The sequence below is a fragment of the Pacificimonas pallii genome (genome assembly GCF_019204005.1).
Lineage (GTDB): Bacteria > Pseudomonadota > Alphaproteobacteria > Sphingomonadales > Sphingomonadaceae > Pacificimonas > Pacificimonas pallii.
The window spans coordinates 563,679-579,244 of sequence record NZ_JAGSPA010000001.1; the positions used below are offsets into that span (position 1 = coordinate 563,679).

At 63.7% G+C, this 15,566-nt stretch carries 17 protein-coding genes; 4 read left to right on the plus strand and 13 right to left on the minus strand.

Going from position 1 to position 15,566, the window contains the following annotated elements:
• Positions 1 to 2 precede the first annotated feature (2 nt).
• The 7 genes from KCG44_RS02555 to KCG44_RS02585 form a co-directional block, all read right to left on the minus strand.
• Complete coding sequence (locus KCG44_RS02555) at positions 3 to 896, minus strand: cell division protein FtsX (protein ID WP_218444016.1); 894 nt, start codon at positions 894 to 896, stop codon at positions 3 to 5.
• Positions 893 to 1,609 carry a cell division ATP-binding protein FtsE gene (ftsE, locus tag KCG44_RS02560; protein WP_218444017.1) on the minus strand — a complete coding sequence of 239 codons (717 nt, stop codon included), beginning with the start codon at positions 1,607 to 1,609 and terminating at the stop codon, positions 893 to 895. Before ftsE ends, KCG44_RS02555 begins: the two co-directional genes overlap by 4 nt.
• Before the next feature lie 31 nt (positions 1,610 to 1,640).
• A complete protein-coding gene (locus KCG44_RS02565; protein ID WP_218444018.1) occupies positions 1,641 to 2,618 on the minus strand; it encodes a cysteine synthase A in 978 nt (325 codons plus the stop codon).
• A gap of 77 nt (positions 2,619 to 2,695) precedes the next feature.
• Positions 2,696 to 3,232: a SixA phosphatase family protein gene (locus KCG44_RS02570; RefSeq protein WP_218444020.1), complete on the minus strand. Its 537-nt coding sequence runs from the start codon at positions 3,230 to 3,232 to the stop codon at positions 2,696 to 2,698.
• Positions 3,229 to 6,012, minus strand: a complete 2,784-nt coding sequence (locus KCG44_RS02575; RefSeq protein WP_218444021.1) for an ATP-dependent DNA helicase — start codon at positions 6,010 to 6,012, stop codon at positions 3,229 to 3,231. Before KCG44_RS02575 ends, KCG44_RS02570 begins: the two co-directional genes overlap by 4 nt.
• 77 nt (positions 6,013 to 6,089) lie before the next feature.
• Positions 6,090 to 7,064, minus strand: coding sequence for a calcium/sodium antiporter (locus KCG44_RS02580; protein ID WP_218444022.1), 975 nt, complete (start codon positions 7,062 to 7,064; stop codon positions 6,090 to 6,092).
• The gene (locus KCG44_RS02585; RefSeq protein ID WP_218444024.1) at positions 7,061 to 8,383 is read right to left on the minus strand and encodes a spinster family MFS transporter; all 1,323 of its coding nucleotides are present in this window, start codon (positions 8,381 to 8,383) and stop codon (positions 7,061 to 7,063) included. Before KCG44_RS02585 ends, KCG44_RS02580 begins: the two co-directional genes overlap by 4 nt.
• Positions 8,384 to 8,599: 216 nt before the next feature.
• Here KCG44_RS02585 and KCG44_RS02590 point away from each other — a divergent pair, with 216 nt between their 5' ends.
• Both KCG44_RS02590 and KCG44_RS02595 read left to right on the plus strand, forming a co-directional pair.
• Positions 8,600 to 8,998, plus strand: a complete 399-nt coding sequence (locus tag KCG44_RS02590; protein ID WP_218444025.1) for a thioredoxin family protein — start codon at positions 8,600 to 8,602, stop codon at positions 8,996 to 8,998.
• 130 nt (positions 8,999 to 9,128) lie between these two features.
• Entirely contained in the window at positions 9,129 to 9,857 is a 729-nt protein-coding gene (locus KCG44_RS02595; protein ID WP_218444026.1) for a cytochrome c biogenesis CcdA family protein, read from the plus strand.
• Between the two features lie 96 nt (positions 9,858 to 9,953).
• On the opposite strand, the gene rplL is transcribed toward KCG44_RS02595, so the two are convergent.
• Both rplL and rplJ read right to left on the minus strand, forming a co-directional pair.
• Positions 9,954 to 10,328, minus strand: coding sequence for a 50S ribosomal protein L7/L12 (gene rplL, locus KCG44_RS02600; protein WP_218444027.1), 375 nt, complete (start codon positions 10,326 to 10,328; stop codon positions 9,954 to 9,956).
• Positions 10,329 to 10,391: 63 nt separating this feature from the next.
• A complete protein-coding gene (gene rplJ, locus KCG44_RS02605; RefSeq protein WP_218444029.1) occupies positions 10,392 to 10,907 on the minus strand; it encodes a 50S ribosomal protein L10 in 516 nt (171 codons plus the stop codon).
• Between the two features lie 368 nt (positions 10,908 to 11,275).
• On the opposite strand from rplJ, the gene KCG44_RS02610 reads away from it, so the two are divergent.
• Together KCG44_RS02610 and KCG44_RS14500 are read left to right on the plus strand one after the other, a co-directional pair.
• On the plus strand, positions 11,276 to 11,587 hold the full coding sequence (locus KCG44_RS02610; protein ID WP_218444030.1) for a hypothetical protein: 312 nt from the start codon (positions 11,276 to 11,278) through the stop codon (positions 11,585 to 11,587).
• Positions 11,588 to 11,593: 6 nt separating this feature from the next.
• Positions 11,594 to 13,135, plus strand: a complete 1,542-nt coding sequence (locus KCG44_RS14500) for a methyl-accepting chemotaxis protein (protein WP_218444031.1) — start codon at positions 11,594 to 11,596, stop codon at positions 13,133 to 13,135.
• Positions 13,136 to 13,343: 208 nt separating this feature from the next.
• On the opposite strand, the gene rplA is transcribed toward KCG44_RS14500, so the two are convergent.
• The 4 genes from rplA to secE all read right to left on the minus strand — a co-directional run bounded on the left by rplA (position 13,344) and on the right by secE (position 15,472).
• On the minus strand, positions 13,344 to 14,042 hold the full coding sequence (gene rplA / locus KCG44_RS02620; RefSeq protein ID WP_218444032.1) for a 50S ribosomal protein L1: 699 nt from the start codon (positions 14,040 to 14,042) through the stop codon (positions 13,344 to 13,346).
• A 3-nt stretch (positions 14,043 to 14,045) separates the two neighbouring features.
• Positions 14,046 to 14,477, minus strand: coding sequence for a 50S ribosomal protein L11 (gene rplK / locus KCG44_RS02625; RefSeq protein ID WP_218444034.1), 432 nt, complete (start codon positions 14,475 to 14,477; stop codon positions 14,046 to 14,048).
• 251 nt (positions 14,478 to 14,728) lie between these two features.
• A complete protein-coding gene (gene nusG / locus KCG44_RS02630; protein ID WP_218444035.1) occupies positions 14,729 to 15,268 on the minus strand; it encodes a transcription termination/antitermination protein NusG in 540 nt (179 codons plus the stop codon).
• A 9-nt stretch (positions 15,269 to 15,277) separates the two neighbouring features.
• The gene (secE, locus tag KCG44_RS02635) at positions 15,278 to 15,472 is read right to left on the minus strand and encodes a preprotein translocase subunit SecE (protein ID WP_218444036.1); all 195 of its coding nucleotides are present in this window, start codon (positions 15,470 to 15,472) and stop codon (positions 15,278 to 15,280) included.
• Positions 15,473 to 15,566 lie beyond the last annotated feature (94 nt).

A 15,566-nucleotide genomic window follows, 5' to 3' on the forward strand; every position in this document is an offset into this window, starting at 1 on the left:
CGTCAGAGCGCCTTTTTCAGCGCGCGCTCGACGGTGATACGCGCGGTGATCACCGACAGAAGCACGGCGATAACCGGCACCAGCAGCACCAATATCCATCCCCACCAGGGCAGGCCGGCCAGGGCGGCAAGCCCGCTGCTTACCCCTGCCAGGAGGCCGTCGATAATCAGGAACAGCGCCATCGCGATCAGAAAACCGACCGCGGCGCCAAGGGCGGCGGTAACGGCAAAGCGATACTCGAACAAATGTGTGATCACGCTGTCTTCCGCGCCGATCAGGTGCAGCACATTGATGGTTTCGGCATGTCGCCCCAGTCCCGCGCGCACGCTGAGGACCACGATGGCGGCCATCGCGGCCAGCACGAGCAGCGCCGCCGTAAGCGCACTGATTGCCAGCACCCAGGCCAGCTTGCCAATCGGCGCCAGCCACCTTGCATGATCATCGATGCGCGCACTCTCGACGGACGCGTCAAGCTGTTGCCGGACCCGCGCAAGTGCCCGATCATTCGCCGCTTCGGCGTCGATCATCGCAGGCAGAGGGAGATCTTCGCCGACATTGCCGGTACCAAGCCATGGTTCGACCAATGCGGTCAGGTCGGCATCTGACAGGACACGGATGCCTGAAATCTCCGTGTCATCCTCCAGGATCGCCGTCACGGCGGCCACCTTGTCCGCTTTCAGGTCCGGATTGGGTTCGACGATCTGCACGGTGAAACCGGATTCCAGCCCCGCGCCCATGGACCAGACGCCGGAGGCAAGACTGACCCCGGCGGCCAGCCCCAGCACCGCCAGCAATACCATAAGCGCCACGATCCACGGCAGCGTACCGCCCGTGACCTTCTCGCGCGGAAGGAAGTGAAAGCGTTCGGCGCGCGGCTGATAGCGTTCGGGGATCACGCGCGCGTACCCGCCGGGGCCCCTGGAGGATGACGGATCGTGCCGGTCGGGTCCTTCATCTCACCCCGCTCCAGACGCAGTACCTTTGCCGCCGGCACATGGGGCAGCAGATGCATGGCGTGCGTCGCGACCACAACCGTCGTCCCCAGCCGGTTCATTTCCTGAAACAGGCGCAGCAGCCGCTCGGCCATTTTCGGATCGACATTGCCCGTCGGCTCGTCGGCGAGCAGCAGTTCGGGGCGCCCGATCACGGCACGCGCGATGGCCAGGCGCTGCTGCTCGCCGCCGGACAGCGTGCGCGGGCGGGCGTGAGCGCGTTTGGTCAGGCCAACCCAGTCCAGCATCTCCTCGACATCGGCGCGCACTTCCTCCTCGGGCACGCCTGCGATCCGCAGCGGCAGCGCCACATTGTCGAAACTGGTCAAATGATCGACCAGGCGAAAATCCTGAAACACGACACCGATCCGGCGCCGCATCGCGGGCAGGCGCGCACGCTCGACGCGCCCGATATCCTCACCGAACAGCGTCACGCGCCCTCGGGTCGGCCGCCGGTTCAGGTACAGCAGCTTCAGCAGCGACGTCTTGCCCGCGCCCGATGCGCCGATCAGAAACATGAAACTGCCGGGGTCCAGCCGGAAGCCGATATCGCGCAGCACCTCTGCATCCGTGCCGTAGCGCAGGCCGACATTCTCGAAACGCGCAAGAGGTGCCACTAGTCCCCGGTTCCACAGGCGCAGGCTGCGTTCACGACATCAGCCCCTTTTCGCGCAGCCATGCCGGATTCCATACCGTCGACAAATAGCGAAATCCGCTGTCGCAAAGGATGGTAACCACCGTGCTGCCCGGACCCAGTTTACGCGCCAGCTGTTCCGCGCCCGCGACATTGATGCCCGACGACAGCCCCAGACACAGGCCTTCTTCCGCGTTCAATTGCCGGATGACCGTCAGCGCGTCTTTGTCCGACACGCGAAACGCGCAGTCGATGGGCGCATCCTCAAGATTGCCGGTAATGCGCCCCTGTCCGATGCCCTCGGCGACGGACGACCCTTCGGACGTCAATTCGCCCGCCGTAAAATAACTGTAGAGCGCCGCGCCGTGCGGGTCGGTCAGTGCAATCGTGACGTCTCTGGACCGTGCCTTCAGACCCATGCCCACACCCGCAATGGTCCCGCCCGTTCCCGCGGCGCAGGTGAATCCGTCGATCCTGTTCCGCAGGGCATGCCAGATTTCCGCCGCCGTTCCCTCGATATGCGCAGCGCGATTGGCGATATTGTCGAACTGATCCGTCCAGACCGCGTTCGGCGTCTCCTCCGCGATGCGGCGCGAGCGGTGGACGAAATGTTCGGGATCGGCGAACTTCGTCGGCGGTACCAGCACCAGTTCCGCGCCCAGGGCGCGAAGGGTCGCCATCTTCTCCGGCGACTGGTTGTTCGGCATGACGATGATCGTTTTGTAGCCCTTGGCATTGGCTACCGTCGCGATGCCGATACCGGTATTGCCCGCCGTACCCTCCACGACCGTACCGCCGGGTTTCAGGCGGCCTTCACGCTCCGCCGTTTCGATCATGAACAGGGCGGCGCGGTCTTTCACGCTGCCGCCGGGATTCTCATATTCGCATTTGCCGTAAATCTCGCAGCCGGTGCGCGCGGAGGGTCCAGCCAGCCGGACCAGCCGCGTATTGCCGATCAGGTCGAGAGAGGTCGGGGATAAAAGCGAGGGCATATGATAAGCGGTCTACCCGCTCGGGAATCGGGAGGAAAGGCGCTTGTGCATTCGCCTTCGTCAGTCGCGGGGGAGCGCTAGCCGTCTGGTCCCAGTTCAGGATCAAGATCGCGCGGACGTACCAGCGACACGAGCTTGCCGCCGCCCCGCTCGATGCTGGACCACGCATCCACGTCGAAATGCATCTCCGACAGCGTGGCCGTGGGATATTTCACATCGACGATCCTGCGATATTCCGAACCATCGGAGGGGGTCAGCAGAAAAATCAGATCTTCAAGCCCCGGATTATGACCGGCGAGCATGATCCGTCCGGCATCCGGATCGGCATCGTGAATGATGTCCAGAAGCGTCACCGCCGCCGCCATATAGATGCGCTTGTCGAACTCGGGGCGCAGGCGGGAGCCATAGCCCTCCTCCACGCCGTCCAGTGTTTCGATGACGCGAATGGCCGGGCTGGAGATGACCTGATCCCAGGCCAGACCCTTTTCGTGCATATGCGTCCCCATCGTGACGGCGGCGCGGCGGCCCTTGTCATTGAGGGGTCGGTCGAAGTCACGGTCGACGGGATCGTCCCAGCTCGACTTGGCATGACGCAGGAGAGTGACGCTTTTCATCGGAGGCCGGGGTAGCGCGCCGACGCGTCGGCGTCACCGGAAATTTTAGTGACATCAGAATGCACCTCCCGCCCGGACTGCGCCGCGACGATTTCCCGGGCTGTCGCAAGGTCGGTGCGGATGACATCGCAGCCCGGCGGAAACACCTGCGTCAGGCGTGTCGGCACGGCGGCGCCAAGCAGCACGAAGACGCCCCGATCGGTCGCGCGCCGGATCAGGCGGCCAAAGGCCTGCGCCAGGCGTCCGCCGGTGATCAGATCATCATAGGCCTTGCCGCCAAAGGCAGCGCGCCGCGCCGCGTGCAGCACGGTTGGCCGTGCCCATGGCACCCCTTCCAGAATGACCAGGCGTAGCGATTCGCCCGGGACATCGACGCCGTCCCGTAGCGCGTCCGTGCCCAGCAGGCTGGCGCGCGGGTCGGCGCGGAACATGTCGACCAGCGTCCCGGCATCGATCGGGTCGACATGCTGGGCATGCAAAGGCAGCCGCGCCGCCGCCAGCGGTCCGGCGATCCTGGCGTGCACGGCCTTCAGCCGGGAAATTGCCGTGAACAGTCCCAGCGTGCCGCCCCCCGCCGCCTCGATCAGGCAGCGATAGGCCCCGGCCAGCGCGGGGATATTGCCGCGCTGCACATCGGTGACGATGACAACCCTGGTGTTCCGGGCATAGTCGAACGGGCTTTCCGCCTGAAAGCGCTGGGCAGGCAGCGGCAGGTGATTCGCGCCCGTACGCATTTCGCTCGTTTGCCAGTCGGCATCCGCGGGCGCGCCAGGGTCCAGCACCTTGCCGCGCAATGTGGCCGAGGTGACGACCACGCCGTGCGCCGGTTCCAGCACGACCCCCGCCAGCGGCTTGGTCGGATCCAGCCAGTGCCGCCGCAATCCCATATCGAATTCACGCCCATCATGCCGGTCGAGCGCCATCCAGTCGACGAAATCAGCGTCAGGCGGCCCGCCAATCCGCGCAAGCAGCCCGATCCACCCGGATAGGATCGACATGCGCCACTCCATGCCCGACAGCGCGCCGTCGACACGCGCACGGCCAGGTGCGTCCAGCCAGTCCGGCGCTTCTTCCAGCAGGGCGACAAGCCGCGCTGACAATTTCCGCAGCGGGATCGCCATCTGCTCCAGCGCCTGCATCGCCGTCCCCGCGGCCTCCACGAGCGTCGGCGGCAACTCCGCAATCTCGGTCTCCAGACCGTATCCCGCTTCATTGGGCTTCGACCGCGCCAGCACGGCCTGCCGCACCTCGGCCAGCAGCACCTCGATCGCGCCGTGCGGCGCGCCTTCCCCCACGCGCTTCAGCCAGCCATCGGCGGGCAGGCAGCGCGCAGCCTCCACCGCGTCGTCCAGCAGCGCGGATCCCGCCTCTTCGAACGCCACCAGGTCACCCAGTCTCGCCGTCAGGCCCCGCCGCCTGCCCTTCATTTTCTTTTCCGGGCCGATGATCCAGCGGCGCATTTCAATCGCCTCGCTGCCCGTCAGGTCGAGCGCGAACGTCGAATCGGCGGCGTCGAACAGATGATGCCCCTCATCGAACACGATCCGGGTCAGGCCGCGCCCTTCCGATTTCCCGCGCGCCGCATTGACCATGACCAGCGCATGATTGGCGATCACCAGATCGGCATCCGCGCTTGCCCGCGTGGCCCGTTCGATGAAACAGCGGCGATAATGCGGGCAGGCGGCATAGACACATTCGCCGCGCCGGTCGGTCAGCGCGGTCTGCGCCGCACGCCCGAACAGCCCCGCTAGCCAGCCCGGCAGATCACCGCCAATCATGTCGCCGCCGGAGGTATACCGCGCCCATCGCTCCACAAGCCGGGCATAAATTCCGGCGCGGCCGGAAAAGCTGCCCTGTACCGCGTCTTCCAGATTTAGCAGGCAGAGATAATTCTCCCGTCCCTTGCGCACCACGGCCTTTTTCCTGCGCAGCGCCGGGTCGGGATAGAGCCTGGCCGTTTCCGCATCCAGCTGGCGTTGCAGCGCCTTGGTATAGGTCGACAGCCACACCGTACCGCCCGCCTGCTCCGCCCAGGCACTGGCAGGCGCCAGATAACCGAGCGTCTTGCCGATCCCCGTCCCCGCTTCCGCCAGCACCATATTCGGCGCGCCCTCGACCTGGCGCGGGTCGAACGCCCGGGTCACCGCCGCCGCGAAATCACGCTGCCCCTGCCGCTCTTCCGCGCCGGGACCGGTCAGCCGCCGCAAACGCCGGGCGACGTCGTCTCGGTCGAGCGTGATGGTGCGCGGCGTTTGCGGCGCTGCGGTGTCCTCCCATTTCGGCAGGCTGGTAAACAGCGACCGTTCGGGCTTTGCCTGCACGCCGAGCGCCTTCAGCACCAGCGGCGCCCATGCCCAGTTTGATCGCGATAATGCCTGGGCCGTGTCCCACGCGCCCGGCCGGGCGGCATATTCGTTGGCCTCCATCTCGGCAAGCAGGCGGGCAGCGATACGCCGCAGCATGTCTGCCGCCTTCGGTCCCTCGTCGGCGACCTGTTCCCCAATGGCTGTAGCCAGTCCGGCACCTGTGGGCACGGCAAATTGCGCGGGCCGCGCAAAGGCAAACAATTCCAGCAGGTCGAAGCCGTTCAGCTCACCATAACCAAGCTTCGCCGCCACCACGGGCGCATTGACGAAGATCGCTGGCGTCCCGGTCAGCAGACGCACCGCCTCGGCCCGCTCCAACCGATGCGTCCCATTGGCGTCCGCCACCCAAATCCCGTCGAGCGCGACGGCCAGCGCCGGATGCGGCAACAGGGCGGGGTCAGTTGAATTGGGCATGGATCATATCAGGAACATGCATGCGCCATCGATGCCGCGCCCCGCGCGGAAACGCAAGTGCGCGGGCCGTCACGCATTCACGCGTTCAGCACCGCCCAGACCAGGTAACCGACATAAAGCGACAGCATGGCGAACCCTTCCCAGCGGCTGAACTTATGGCCCGTACGCGCAAAGACGATCATCAGTATCGACGCCGCGATCAGCAGCGGCAGTTCAACCGGAACCATGCTGGCCGGCAGGCTGCCGGGGGCCAGCAGTGCCGTCACGCCGCCAATGCCCAGAATATTGTAGATATTGCTGCCCAGCACATTGCCAAAGGCGATGCCGCCTTCCCCCTTGCGCGCCGCGACGACCGAGGTGGCGAGTTCCGGTGCCGACGTGCCGATGGCAACGATCGTCAGGCCGACCAGCGCATCGCTAAGGCCAAGGATCAGCGCCACATCGCGCGCGCCTGCAACCAGGATGTTGCCGCCAAAGATAATCAGCAGCAGACCGCCGACCGTGAACCCGATATCCGCGAATAGCGATTTCGGCCGGGCGTCCGGTATGTCGACATGCACCATCTCGCCCGCCGCGGCGCGATCGCCCGCGCCCGTGGAATGCGCATGCGTGCGCTCTGATCGCCACGCATAGACCAGATAGACGGACAGGATCCCCAGCAGGATCCAGCCCATGATCGCCGGGGCGCCTGAGAATGCGAATGCGAACAGGATGATGGCGGCCACCAGCCCGAACCCGCCATCGCGCCACAGGGGACCCCGCTCGATCGGAAAGGCCGCAACCGCCGCCGCGGCGCCCAGCACAAGCAGGACATTGGCGATGTTCGAGCCAACGACATTGCCCCACGCAATGGCCGGCGCGCCGACGCGAACCGCCTCGATACTGGCAAACAGTTCAGGGGCGGACGTCCCGAATCCAACCAGCACCAGGCCCACGAACAGGGGCGAGACACCCATGCGTGTCGCCAGGTTCACACTGCCGCGAACCAGGAAATCACCGCCGACGAACAACAGCACCAGGCCGCCAAGGATCGCGACAATATCAAGAATCATGCGATTTCATTCCCGCGTTTCAGCCAGACACCCGCACGCCAATAATGATAGATTGCCCATGGGGTAAGCAGCGCGACGGTAAAAAGTGCCCATTGCAGCGAGTCCGCTTCGTCGAAACCGAAGCGCTGCTGATAGTCGACCGACAGCAGGCCGACGGCGGTGGGACCAATGCCGAGCCCGATCAGGTTGATGACGAACAGCGTAATCGCTGCCCAGACGGACCGCATGTTGAGCGGTGCCAGACCCTGTATGAGCGCAAAGGTCGGGCCAAGATAACAGGACTGGAAGAACAACGCGATCGCGTAGCTGCCGACGGCAAGATAGATGCTGTCCATCGCATAGAACAGCAGCAGGAAAGGAAACGCCGCGGTTTTCAGGGCGAAGATCATCCAGGATTGCGCGTGAAGGCCGTATTTCGCGCCGAGCCAGTCGGCCAGCTTGCCGCCGCCAATGACACCGGCAATGCCCGTCACCGCCACCACGGGTGCGTAGAAATTGGCGACATCGAATTCGGTCAGTCCAAAATTACGGATGATATAGGCAGGCGACCATAGCGTCAGACCATATCCAATCAGCGATGTGATGGTGACCCCAAGGACAAGGTGTACAGCCGCCTTGTTTCGCCACATGGCGCGAAAACCGTCCCGGATTGTCGGGCCTGACCGGATCGCTTCGCCGACATCGCTGACGGCCAGCGCCGCGCCGGACATGCCGCGCGGCGGCTCCACGGCGAACAGGCGGACAAAGACGGCCAGAACAATGCCGGGAATGCCCACAACCAGAAAAGCCGTCCGCCAGTCGAAGAAATGCGTGATATTGCCGCCCAGGAACGTGCCGGCAAAAGACCCGATGGTGACGCCAAGCGAATAGATCGCCAGCGCACCGGCACGCTTTTCGGGCGGATAGAGGTCCGCAATCATGGAATGGCTTGGCGGTGACGAACCCGCTTCTCCCACGCCCACGCCGATACGCGCGAGCAGCAGCTGGGTGAAATTCTGCGCCAGACCGCAAAGCGCCGTCATCGCGCTCCAGGCCGTCAGCGCGATCGCGATGATGTTGCGCCGGTTCTTACGGTCCGCCAGTGCCGCGATGGGAATGCCCAGCGTGGCATAGAAAAGGGCGAAGGCAATACCCGACAGATAACCGAGCTGCGCGTCATTCAGCAGCAGATCCGCCTTGATGTCCTCCAGCAGGATCGAGAGGATCTGCCGGTCCATATAGGAAAAGAAATAGGTGATGGTGAGCAGCGTCAGCGTGACCTTGCGGGCGCGCGGGCTGACGGAGGAGGCCGGGGCCCCCGGTGCATCTGTGACGCTCATACTGCCTCCCTTCAGGCCTAACGCCCTGTCTCGCAAGGGGGCACGACGGCGTCTTATCGTTTCCTGAGAAGAAAGGAGGCGGAATGGCGGGCGCGGATACCCTGCTCGGAGGTTCGGAAATGCTTCGGCGCGCGAAACATTTTTTCCGGACCGGCGGTAACCGGCAAGGGCGGCGGCACGAACCCGTTTGCAGACACCAAGCAAAAAGGATTTCCCATGCGTTTCCTCATCGCCGTTCCGTTTCTCGCCCTCGCCGCCGCGGCGCCTGCCATCGTCGCGCCCGCTTATGCCGCCGACTACAAGCCCTTTACACAGGAAGCCTTCGCGGCCGCGCAAAAGGCCGGCAAACCCATTCTGGTCGACGTCCACGCCCCCTGGTGTCCGACCTGCGCGGCGCAGGCACCGATCCTGAAATCGCTCGGCAGCGACACGGCGAACGAAGATCTCATCGTCTTCAAGCTGGACTTTGACAGCCAGAAGGCCGAGCAGCGGCCGCTCCGCGTCACCAGCCAGTCGACGCTGATCGCCTTTGACGGCGAAACCGAAGTCGGCCGCTCCATCGGCGATACCGACGCCGACAGCATCCGGGCGCTCGTGGCCAAGGCGGTCGGCTGACGCCCGTTCCCAAAATCCCTATCCGGACAGATCCGGCCGCCCGCGGCGTCATCCCCCTGATACCGCATCGCTCTCTCCTTCTGGCGGCCGGACCTACCCTTTTTCCAGATGATCGCGAGAGGAGTGTCCGATGGACATCCTGACCCTCGGTGCCGCACTCCTGGCGGGCGTCCTCACCTTCCTGAACCCGTGCGTCCTTCCCGTGCTGCCGATCGTCTTCGGCGCGGCCTCGGCGGAACACAGATTCGGCCCGCTGGCGATCGCCGCCGGTCTTGCGATCTCCTTCACTTTCGTCGGACTGTTCATCGCCACGGTCGGCTTTTCCCTCGGACTCGATGCCAGCGTCTTCCGGACGATATCGGGCACGCTCTTGATCGCTTTCGGCGCCATTCTCGCAATGCCGAAGGCTCAGGCGGTTTTCCAGACTGCCATGGGTCCGGTGGCGGCCTGGGGCAATGAACGGTCCGACAGGTTCGGCGGAAAGGGCCGCGGCCTCGGCGGCCAGTTCGGCGTGGGTGCCCTTCTCGGCGCCGTATGGAGCCCCTGCGTCGGCCCGACGCTCGGCGCCGCGACGCTTCTTGCGAGCCAAAGCGAGCAGCTCGGCAGCGTCGCCCTCACCATGGGCATCTTCGGCATCGGCGCGGCGATTCCGCTGCTCCTCATCGGCACCGTCGGCCAGAAAACGATGGTACGGCTACGCGGCAGGATGGCGGCGACGGGTGCAAAGGGCCGCACGTTTCTCGGCGGCGCCATGATCTTCGCCGGCGCGCTTGTTGTTACCGGCCTCGACAAGAGGCTCGAGATCGCCGCGCTCAAGGCAATGCCGACCTGGCTCATCCAGCTGACGACCAGCATCTAAGGACCAGGCATATAGAAAAAGGGCGGCCCTCCTTTTCGGGAGGGTCGCCCTTTTCTTGTCGTTGCAGAAAGCGTCGGTTTACGGACGCCTCGCCGCTTACTTGAGTTCGACCGTACCGCCGGCGGCTTCGATCTTGCCCTTGATTTCCTCGGCTTCGGCCTTGTTGGCGCCTTCCTTGATGGCTTTGGGCGCGCCTTCGACGAGTGCCTTGGCATCGCCCAGACCCAGACCGGTGATCGCGCGGACCTCCTTGATGACCTGGATCTTCTTGCCGCCGTCGCCGGTCAGGATGACGTCGAATTCGTCCTTCTCTTCGACGGCTGCGGCTTCGCCGCCACCAGCTGCCGGTGCGGCTGCGACGGCTGCGGCTGCGGAAACGCCCCACTTCTCTTCCAGCATCTTGGAAAGGTCAGCGGCTTCAAGAACGGTCAGCTCGGAAAGCTGCTCAACGATTTTTTCGAGATCTGCCATGTTACTAATTCCTTGTATATTTCGCCTCAAACCGAGGCTCGGTGTTCAATTCGAAACGAAGTTTCAGGCGTCTTCTTTCGCGGCATATGCGCCAAAGACACGGGCCAGTTGACCTGCCGGTGCGGCGGCGATCTGGGCGATCTTCGTGGCAGGTGCCACGACGAGGCCAACGATCTTCGCACGCAGCTCGTCGAGCGAAGGTAGCGAAGCGAGCTGCTTCACTTCATCTGCCGACAACACAACATCGCCCATGGCACCACCGACGATTTCGAGCTTGTCATTGCCCTTTGCGAAATCGTGGGCAGCCTTGGCTGCGGCAACGGGGTCAGCCGATGTCGCCAGCGCCGTTGGGCCGACCAGCATGTCTGCGATGGGGGCGTACTGCGTGCCCTCCAGCGCGATTTTGGCGAGCCTGTTTTTCGCAACCTTATAGTCTGCGTCAACTGCGCGCATCTTTCCGCGAAGGTCCGTGACATCCGCGACGGTCAGGCCAAGATTGCGGGTAACCACAACCACGGCCGTTTCCTTGAAAGTGGCGTTCAGCTGCTCGACCAGCGCGGTTTTCTCTGCGCGATCCATGCTCAACTCCTAACATGTTCACGAGGGCGTGACGCCTCGCAAACGGCTCAAGTTCGGACCCACCGGAGCAGGCCCATACGAAGTCCGTGAAGAAGTGAGGCAAGGGTCGCCGCAAGGGCCGATCCCGAAAATCTCTCTTCGTCTATTGCGGGCAAACATTAAGGCCTGCGACAGGCCGCCTGCAGTCTCGGACGGACGCCGCCGACATAAAGCTGCCGACTGCGATACGCGTGACATAAGAAAATGCGCGTCCGAGTCAAGCACGATGCGGTGCGCCTGACCATGTCCGGCACCATAGACGCCGCCGCGCACGGCCGCGGACATCGTCCAAACGAACTCTTAACCATCCCGCGCTAGCAACCTGTCACATGCGCAAACCAGTTTCCCATAGCATCACAAATCGTCTTTGCGCCCTTCAGGCGGCAATGGTGGTGCTGGCGATATCGCTCATGGCGTTCGCGCCGCCCGCGGAGGGCAGGATGATCATCCTGCCGCTCAGTCCGGGGGCGACGACGGGGCTGGTCAACGACCTCCATTCCCTTGACGCGCGGCCACTGGACGGCGGCCCGCTTCCCGGCAGTGTGGTGGTGGTCGCGAATCGCGCCGACCTGTTCATGAACATGCTCTGGACGGGGCGGCTCGTGATTGCGGCGCCGAATGCGGGCTGCGGGAGGACGTAGGCAGCCGTGATCGGAAACGCATCATCCCAGGGCTTTGAGGACATGCAGGCGGCAGGTGTCAGGCATCTCGTTCTGGCGTCCTGGGCCTGCACCGCCATGATCGCCATGATCGGCATCGCCCGCGGCCATGAAACCACCTCGATGGCCGTACTGGCATCAATCATCGCCAACATCGTGCCCAGCCTGTTCATGTGGCGAGGCGACAGGGGCGCTGCCGTCCACATTTCCATCGGCATCATGATGGCGGTGCATCCCGCCGCGCTGGTTTACCTGTTCCAGGCCCAGCCGTGGCAGATGGACATGCACATGTACTTCTTCGTCGCCCTCGCCGCGCTGACGCTGATGTGCGACTGGCGCCCCTTGGTGGCAGCCAGCGTGGTCATTGCCGCACATCATGTGCTCTTCAGTTATCTGGTACCGGAATGGGTATTCACCGGCGGCGGCGCATTCATCCGTGTCCTTGTTCATGCCCTGGCCGTCATTATCCAGACAATTGTGCTCATCTATCTGGTTGAACGCATCCGCGCCCTGTCAATGACACAATCGCGGCAGCGCGAAACAGCCGATCGGCACCGGGAGGCCGCGGAGACTGCACGGGCCGAAGCCATAGAGGCCCTGGCCGCTCAGGCCGACGCCGAACATCGCGCGGGACAGGCGTCAGCCGCGCGCGAGCGCACGGAGAAGGAGGCGGCAACGCGGCGCCGCGAAGAGCAGATTCAGCTTGCGGAGAATTTCGAGGCGTCGATCTCGTCCTTTGCCGGTTCATTGGGCGCTGCCGCCAGTCAGCTTGGCCAGACCTCAAGGGAATTGCGGAAAATGTCGAGCCAGTCCAATCAGGACGCTGGCACCGTCGACCGTCTGGCGCGGCAGGCCGCCGCCTTTGCGCAGCAGGTTGCCGATGGGACCGGGGCCCTCACTCAGTCCGTCACGGACATTTCGGAAAATAGCGAGCAGCAGGTCCGCATCAGCGCGGACGCGGAAACCCAGTCGGAAGCCGGCGTCAGCGCGGTCACCGGCCTTGCGGGTCGCGCCACCAGCATCGAAACCTTCGTCAACATGATTCGCGAGATTTCTGAACAAACCAACCTGCTGTCTTTAAATGCCACGATCGAGGCGGCCCGTGCGGGTGAGGCCGGTCGCGGTTTCTCCGTCGTTGCGCAGGAGGTGAAGAACCTCGCCGGGCGCGCGGCGTCGACGACGCAGGAGATTACCAGCCTCCTTGCGCAAATCGGCGATGATGCGGCCAATGCGACGGGCTCGATGGGCGTCATACGCGGGATCAATGTCGACCTTCTCGACCGCGCTTCGGCAATTTCCGCCGCTATTGAGGAACAGGAGCGGACAACTGCGGATATCGACGGCAGCGCCCGGAGGGCGGCCGAACAGGCCAATGAGATTTCCCATGAGATCGGCCGCCTAATGAAACGCGTTTCCACAACAGATGCGCTCGCGGAAGAAGTGGCAGCTGCCGCCGACAGCCTGTCACGAAGCGCCGAAACCCTGACCAGTTCGGCGGAAAGCTTCGTCGCCAAACTCCGCGCGGCCTGACGCGGAAGGCGGCTGGCACCCCTGAAAAACGCGCCGCTGCACGGGACCCCGGACATGATCGATGTCTGCGTTCTGCTTGCATGCGGCTCCATAAGGATAGCAGCCCGTCGGCACCTGTTCGGATGGGCATCGACGTGACCACCATGAAAAAGGGGCCGGGAAGGTTTCCCTCCCGGCCCCTCATCGGATCGTCCGCGCGCGGATCGCCCTAGACGGCGGACGTTTCCGCGACGTCGACCTTCAGGCCCGGCCCCATGGAGGAGCTGATGGCGATCTTCTTGACGTACTTCCCCTTCGCGCCCGTCGGGCGGGCCTTGACGACGGCGCTGACGAGGGCGTCGAAGTTTTCCTTCAAATCGGCTTCCGTGAAGCTGGCCTTGCCGATGCCGGCGTGGACGATTCCCGCCTTCTCGACGCGGTACTGCACCTGACCGCCCTTGGCGTCCTCGACGGCCTTGGCGACGTCCATGGTGACGGTACCCAGCTTCGGGTTTGGCATCAGGCCCTTTGGACCCAGAACCTTACCGAGGCGGCCAACGATACCCATCATGTCCGGCGTCGCGATGATGCGGTCATAATCGAGATTGCCAGCCTGCATGTCTTCCATCAGGTCCTCGGCACCGACGCGGTCTGCCCCGGCTTCCTCGGCTGCGGTGGCCTTGTCGCCCTTGGCAAAGACAGCGACCTTCATGGTCTTGCCCGTGCCCTTGGGAAGCGAAACCATGCCCCGGACCTGCTGGTCGGCATGGCGCGGATCGACACCGAGATTCATCGCGACTTCGATCGACTCATCGAACTTGGACGTCGCGAGTTCTCTTGCCAGCTTAATCGCCTCTGTCGGGGTGTAGAGTTTCTCTACATCGACCTTGGATTCCTGCTGCTTACGCTTTTTTGTCTGCTGTGCCATGATTTAGCCCTCCACCACTTGGATGCCCATCGAGCGGGCTGACCCGGCGATGATCTTCTCGGCCTGGTCGAGGTCGTTCGCGCTAAGGTCGGCCATCTTCGCTTCCGCGATCTCGCGCACCTGTGTCCGCGTGATCTGACCTGCGATTTCGGTGCCCGGATTGTTCGAGCCGGACTTCAGCTTGGTCGCCTTCTTGATATAGAAGGATGCGGGCGGCGTCTTCGTGGTGAAGCTGAACGACCGGTCGGCATAGACGGTGATGACCGTCGGGATGGGAGAGTTCTTCTCCATATCCTGCGTCGCGGCGTTGAAGGCCTTGGTGAATTCCATGATATTGACGCCGCGCTGGCCCAGTGCCGGGCCGAGGGGCGGCGATGGGTTTGCGGCGCCCGCGGGCACCTGCAACTTGATAAAGCCAGAAATCTTCTTGGCCATGTTATCGTCCTTTCTCAGACTTAGCGGTCAGACAGCCGGACAAACCAGCCTCCCGCAACATACCCTCTCCCCGCCGAGGAAGAGGGTAGGAAACCGGGCGGCTCGTCCGCCCGATCGTTTTGGTGAGGGGGCCGCGAACACCGTGGCGGCGTTCACCGGGCTGTCCCTTACCGAGCTTCGCCAGGTTCGCCCCGCGGCTTACCAGGCTGTGCCTTGCCTCTTCCTCGGCGGGAAGAGGACAAATCCTTAAATCACGATTCCCGCTTCACCTGGTCGAAGTTGAGTTCCACCGGCGTGGCGCGGCCAAAGATAGAGACGGAAACCTTTACGCGGCCCTTCTCGAAATCGATTTCTTCCACAATGCCGTTGAAGCTGGCGAATGGACCGTCCAGCACCTTGACCTCGTCGCCGATTTCGAAATCGACCTTGATCTGCTGCTTCGGCGCGTTGGCCTGGTCTTCCTTGGTCGCCATGATGCGGTCGGCTTCAGCCTGGCTGATCGGCGAGGGCTTGCCGTTGGCACCCAGAAAACCCGTAACCTTCGGCGTGTTGTTGATGAGGTGAAAGCTGTCATCCGACATGTGCAGCTTCGCCAGCACATAGCCCGGGAAGAAGCGGCGCTCGGTCTGCACCTTCTTGCCGCGCTTGATTTCTGTGACTTCCTCGGTGGGGACCTCGATGGCCTCGATCAGCTCCGACAGGCCCGTGCGTGCGGCCTCGGCAAGGATCGCATCCTTCACCTTGTTTTCAAAACCCGAATAGGCCTGAACGATGTACCAGCGCGCAGCCATGATATTCCCTTATCCTACCGACAGGACCCACTGGATCAAATTGCCCAGCACGGCGTCGACGCCCAGAAAAAAGACGGAAAGAATCGATGTCATGATCAGCACCATGATGGTGGTGATGATCGTTTCGCGCCGCGTCGGCCATGTCACCTTCGACATTTCCTGACGCACTTCGCGAACGAACTGACCTGGGCTTACCTTTGCCACGTTCTTCTTCTCGCCTTCACGACCATTTGGACAAATAAAACCGCCCGCGACCAAGCTCCTTTGCCGGAGCGGCGCAAGCGATCCTTGCCCTAAC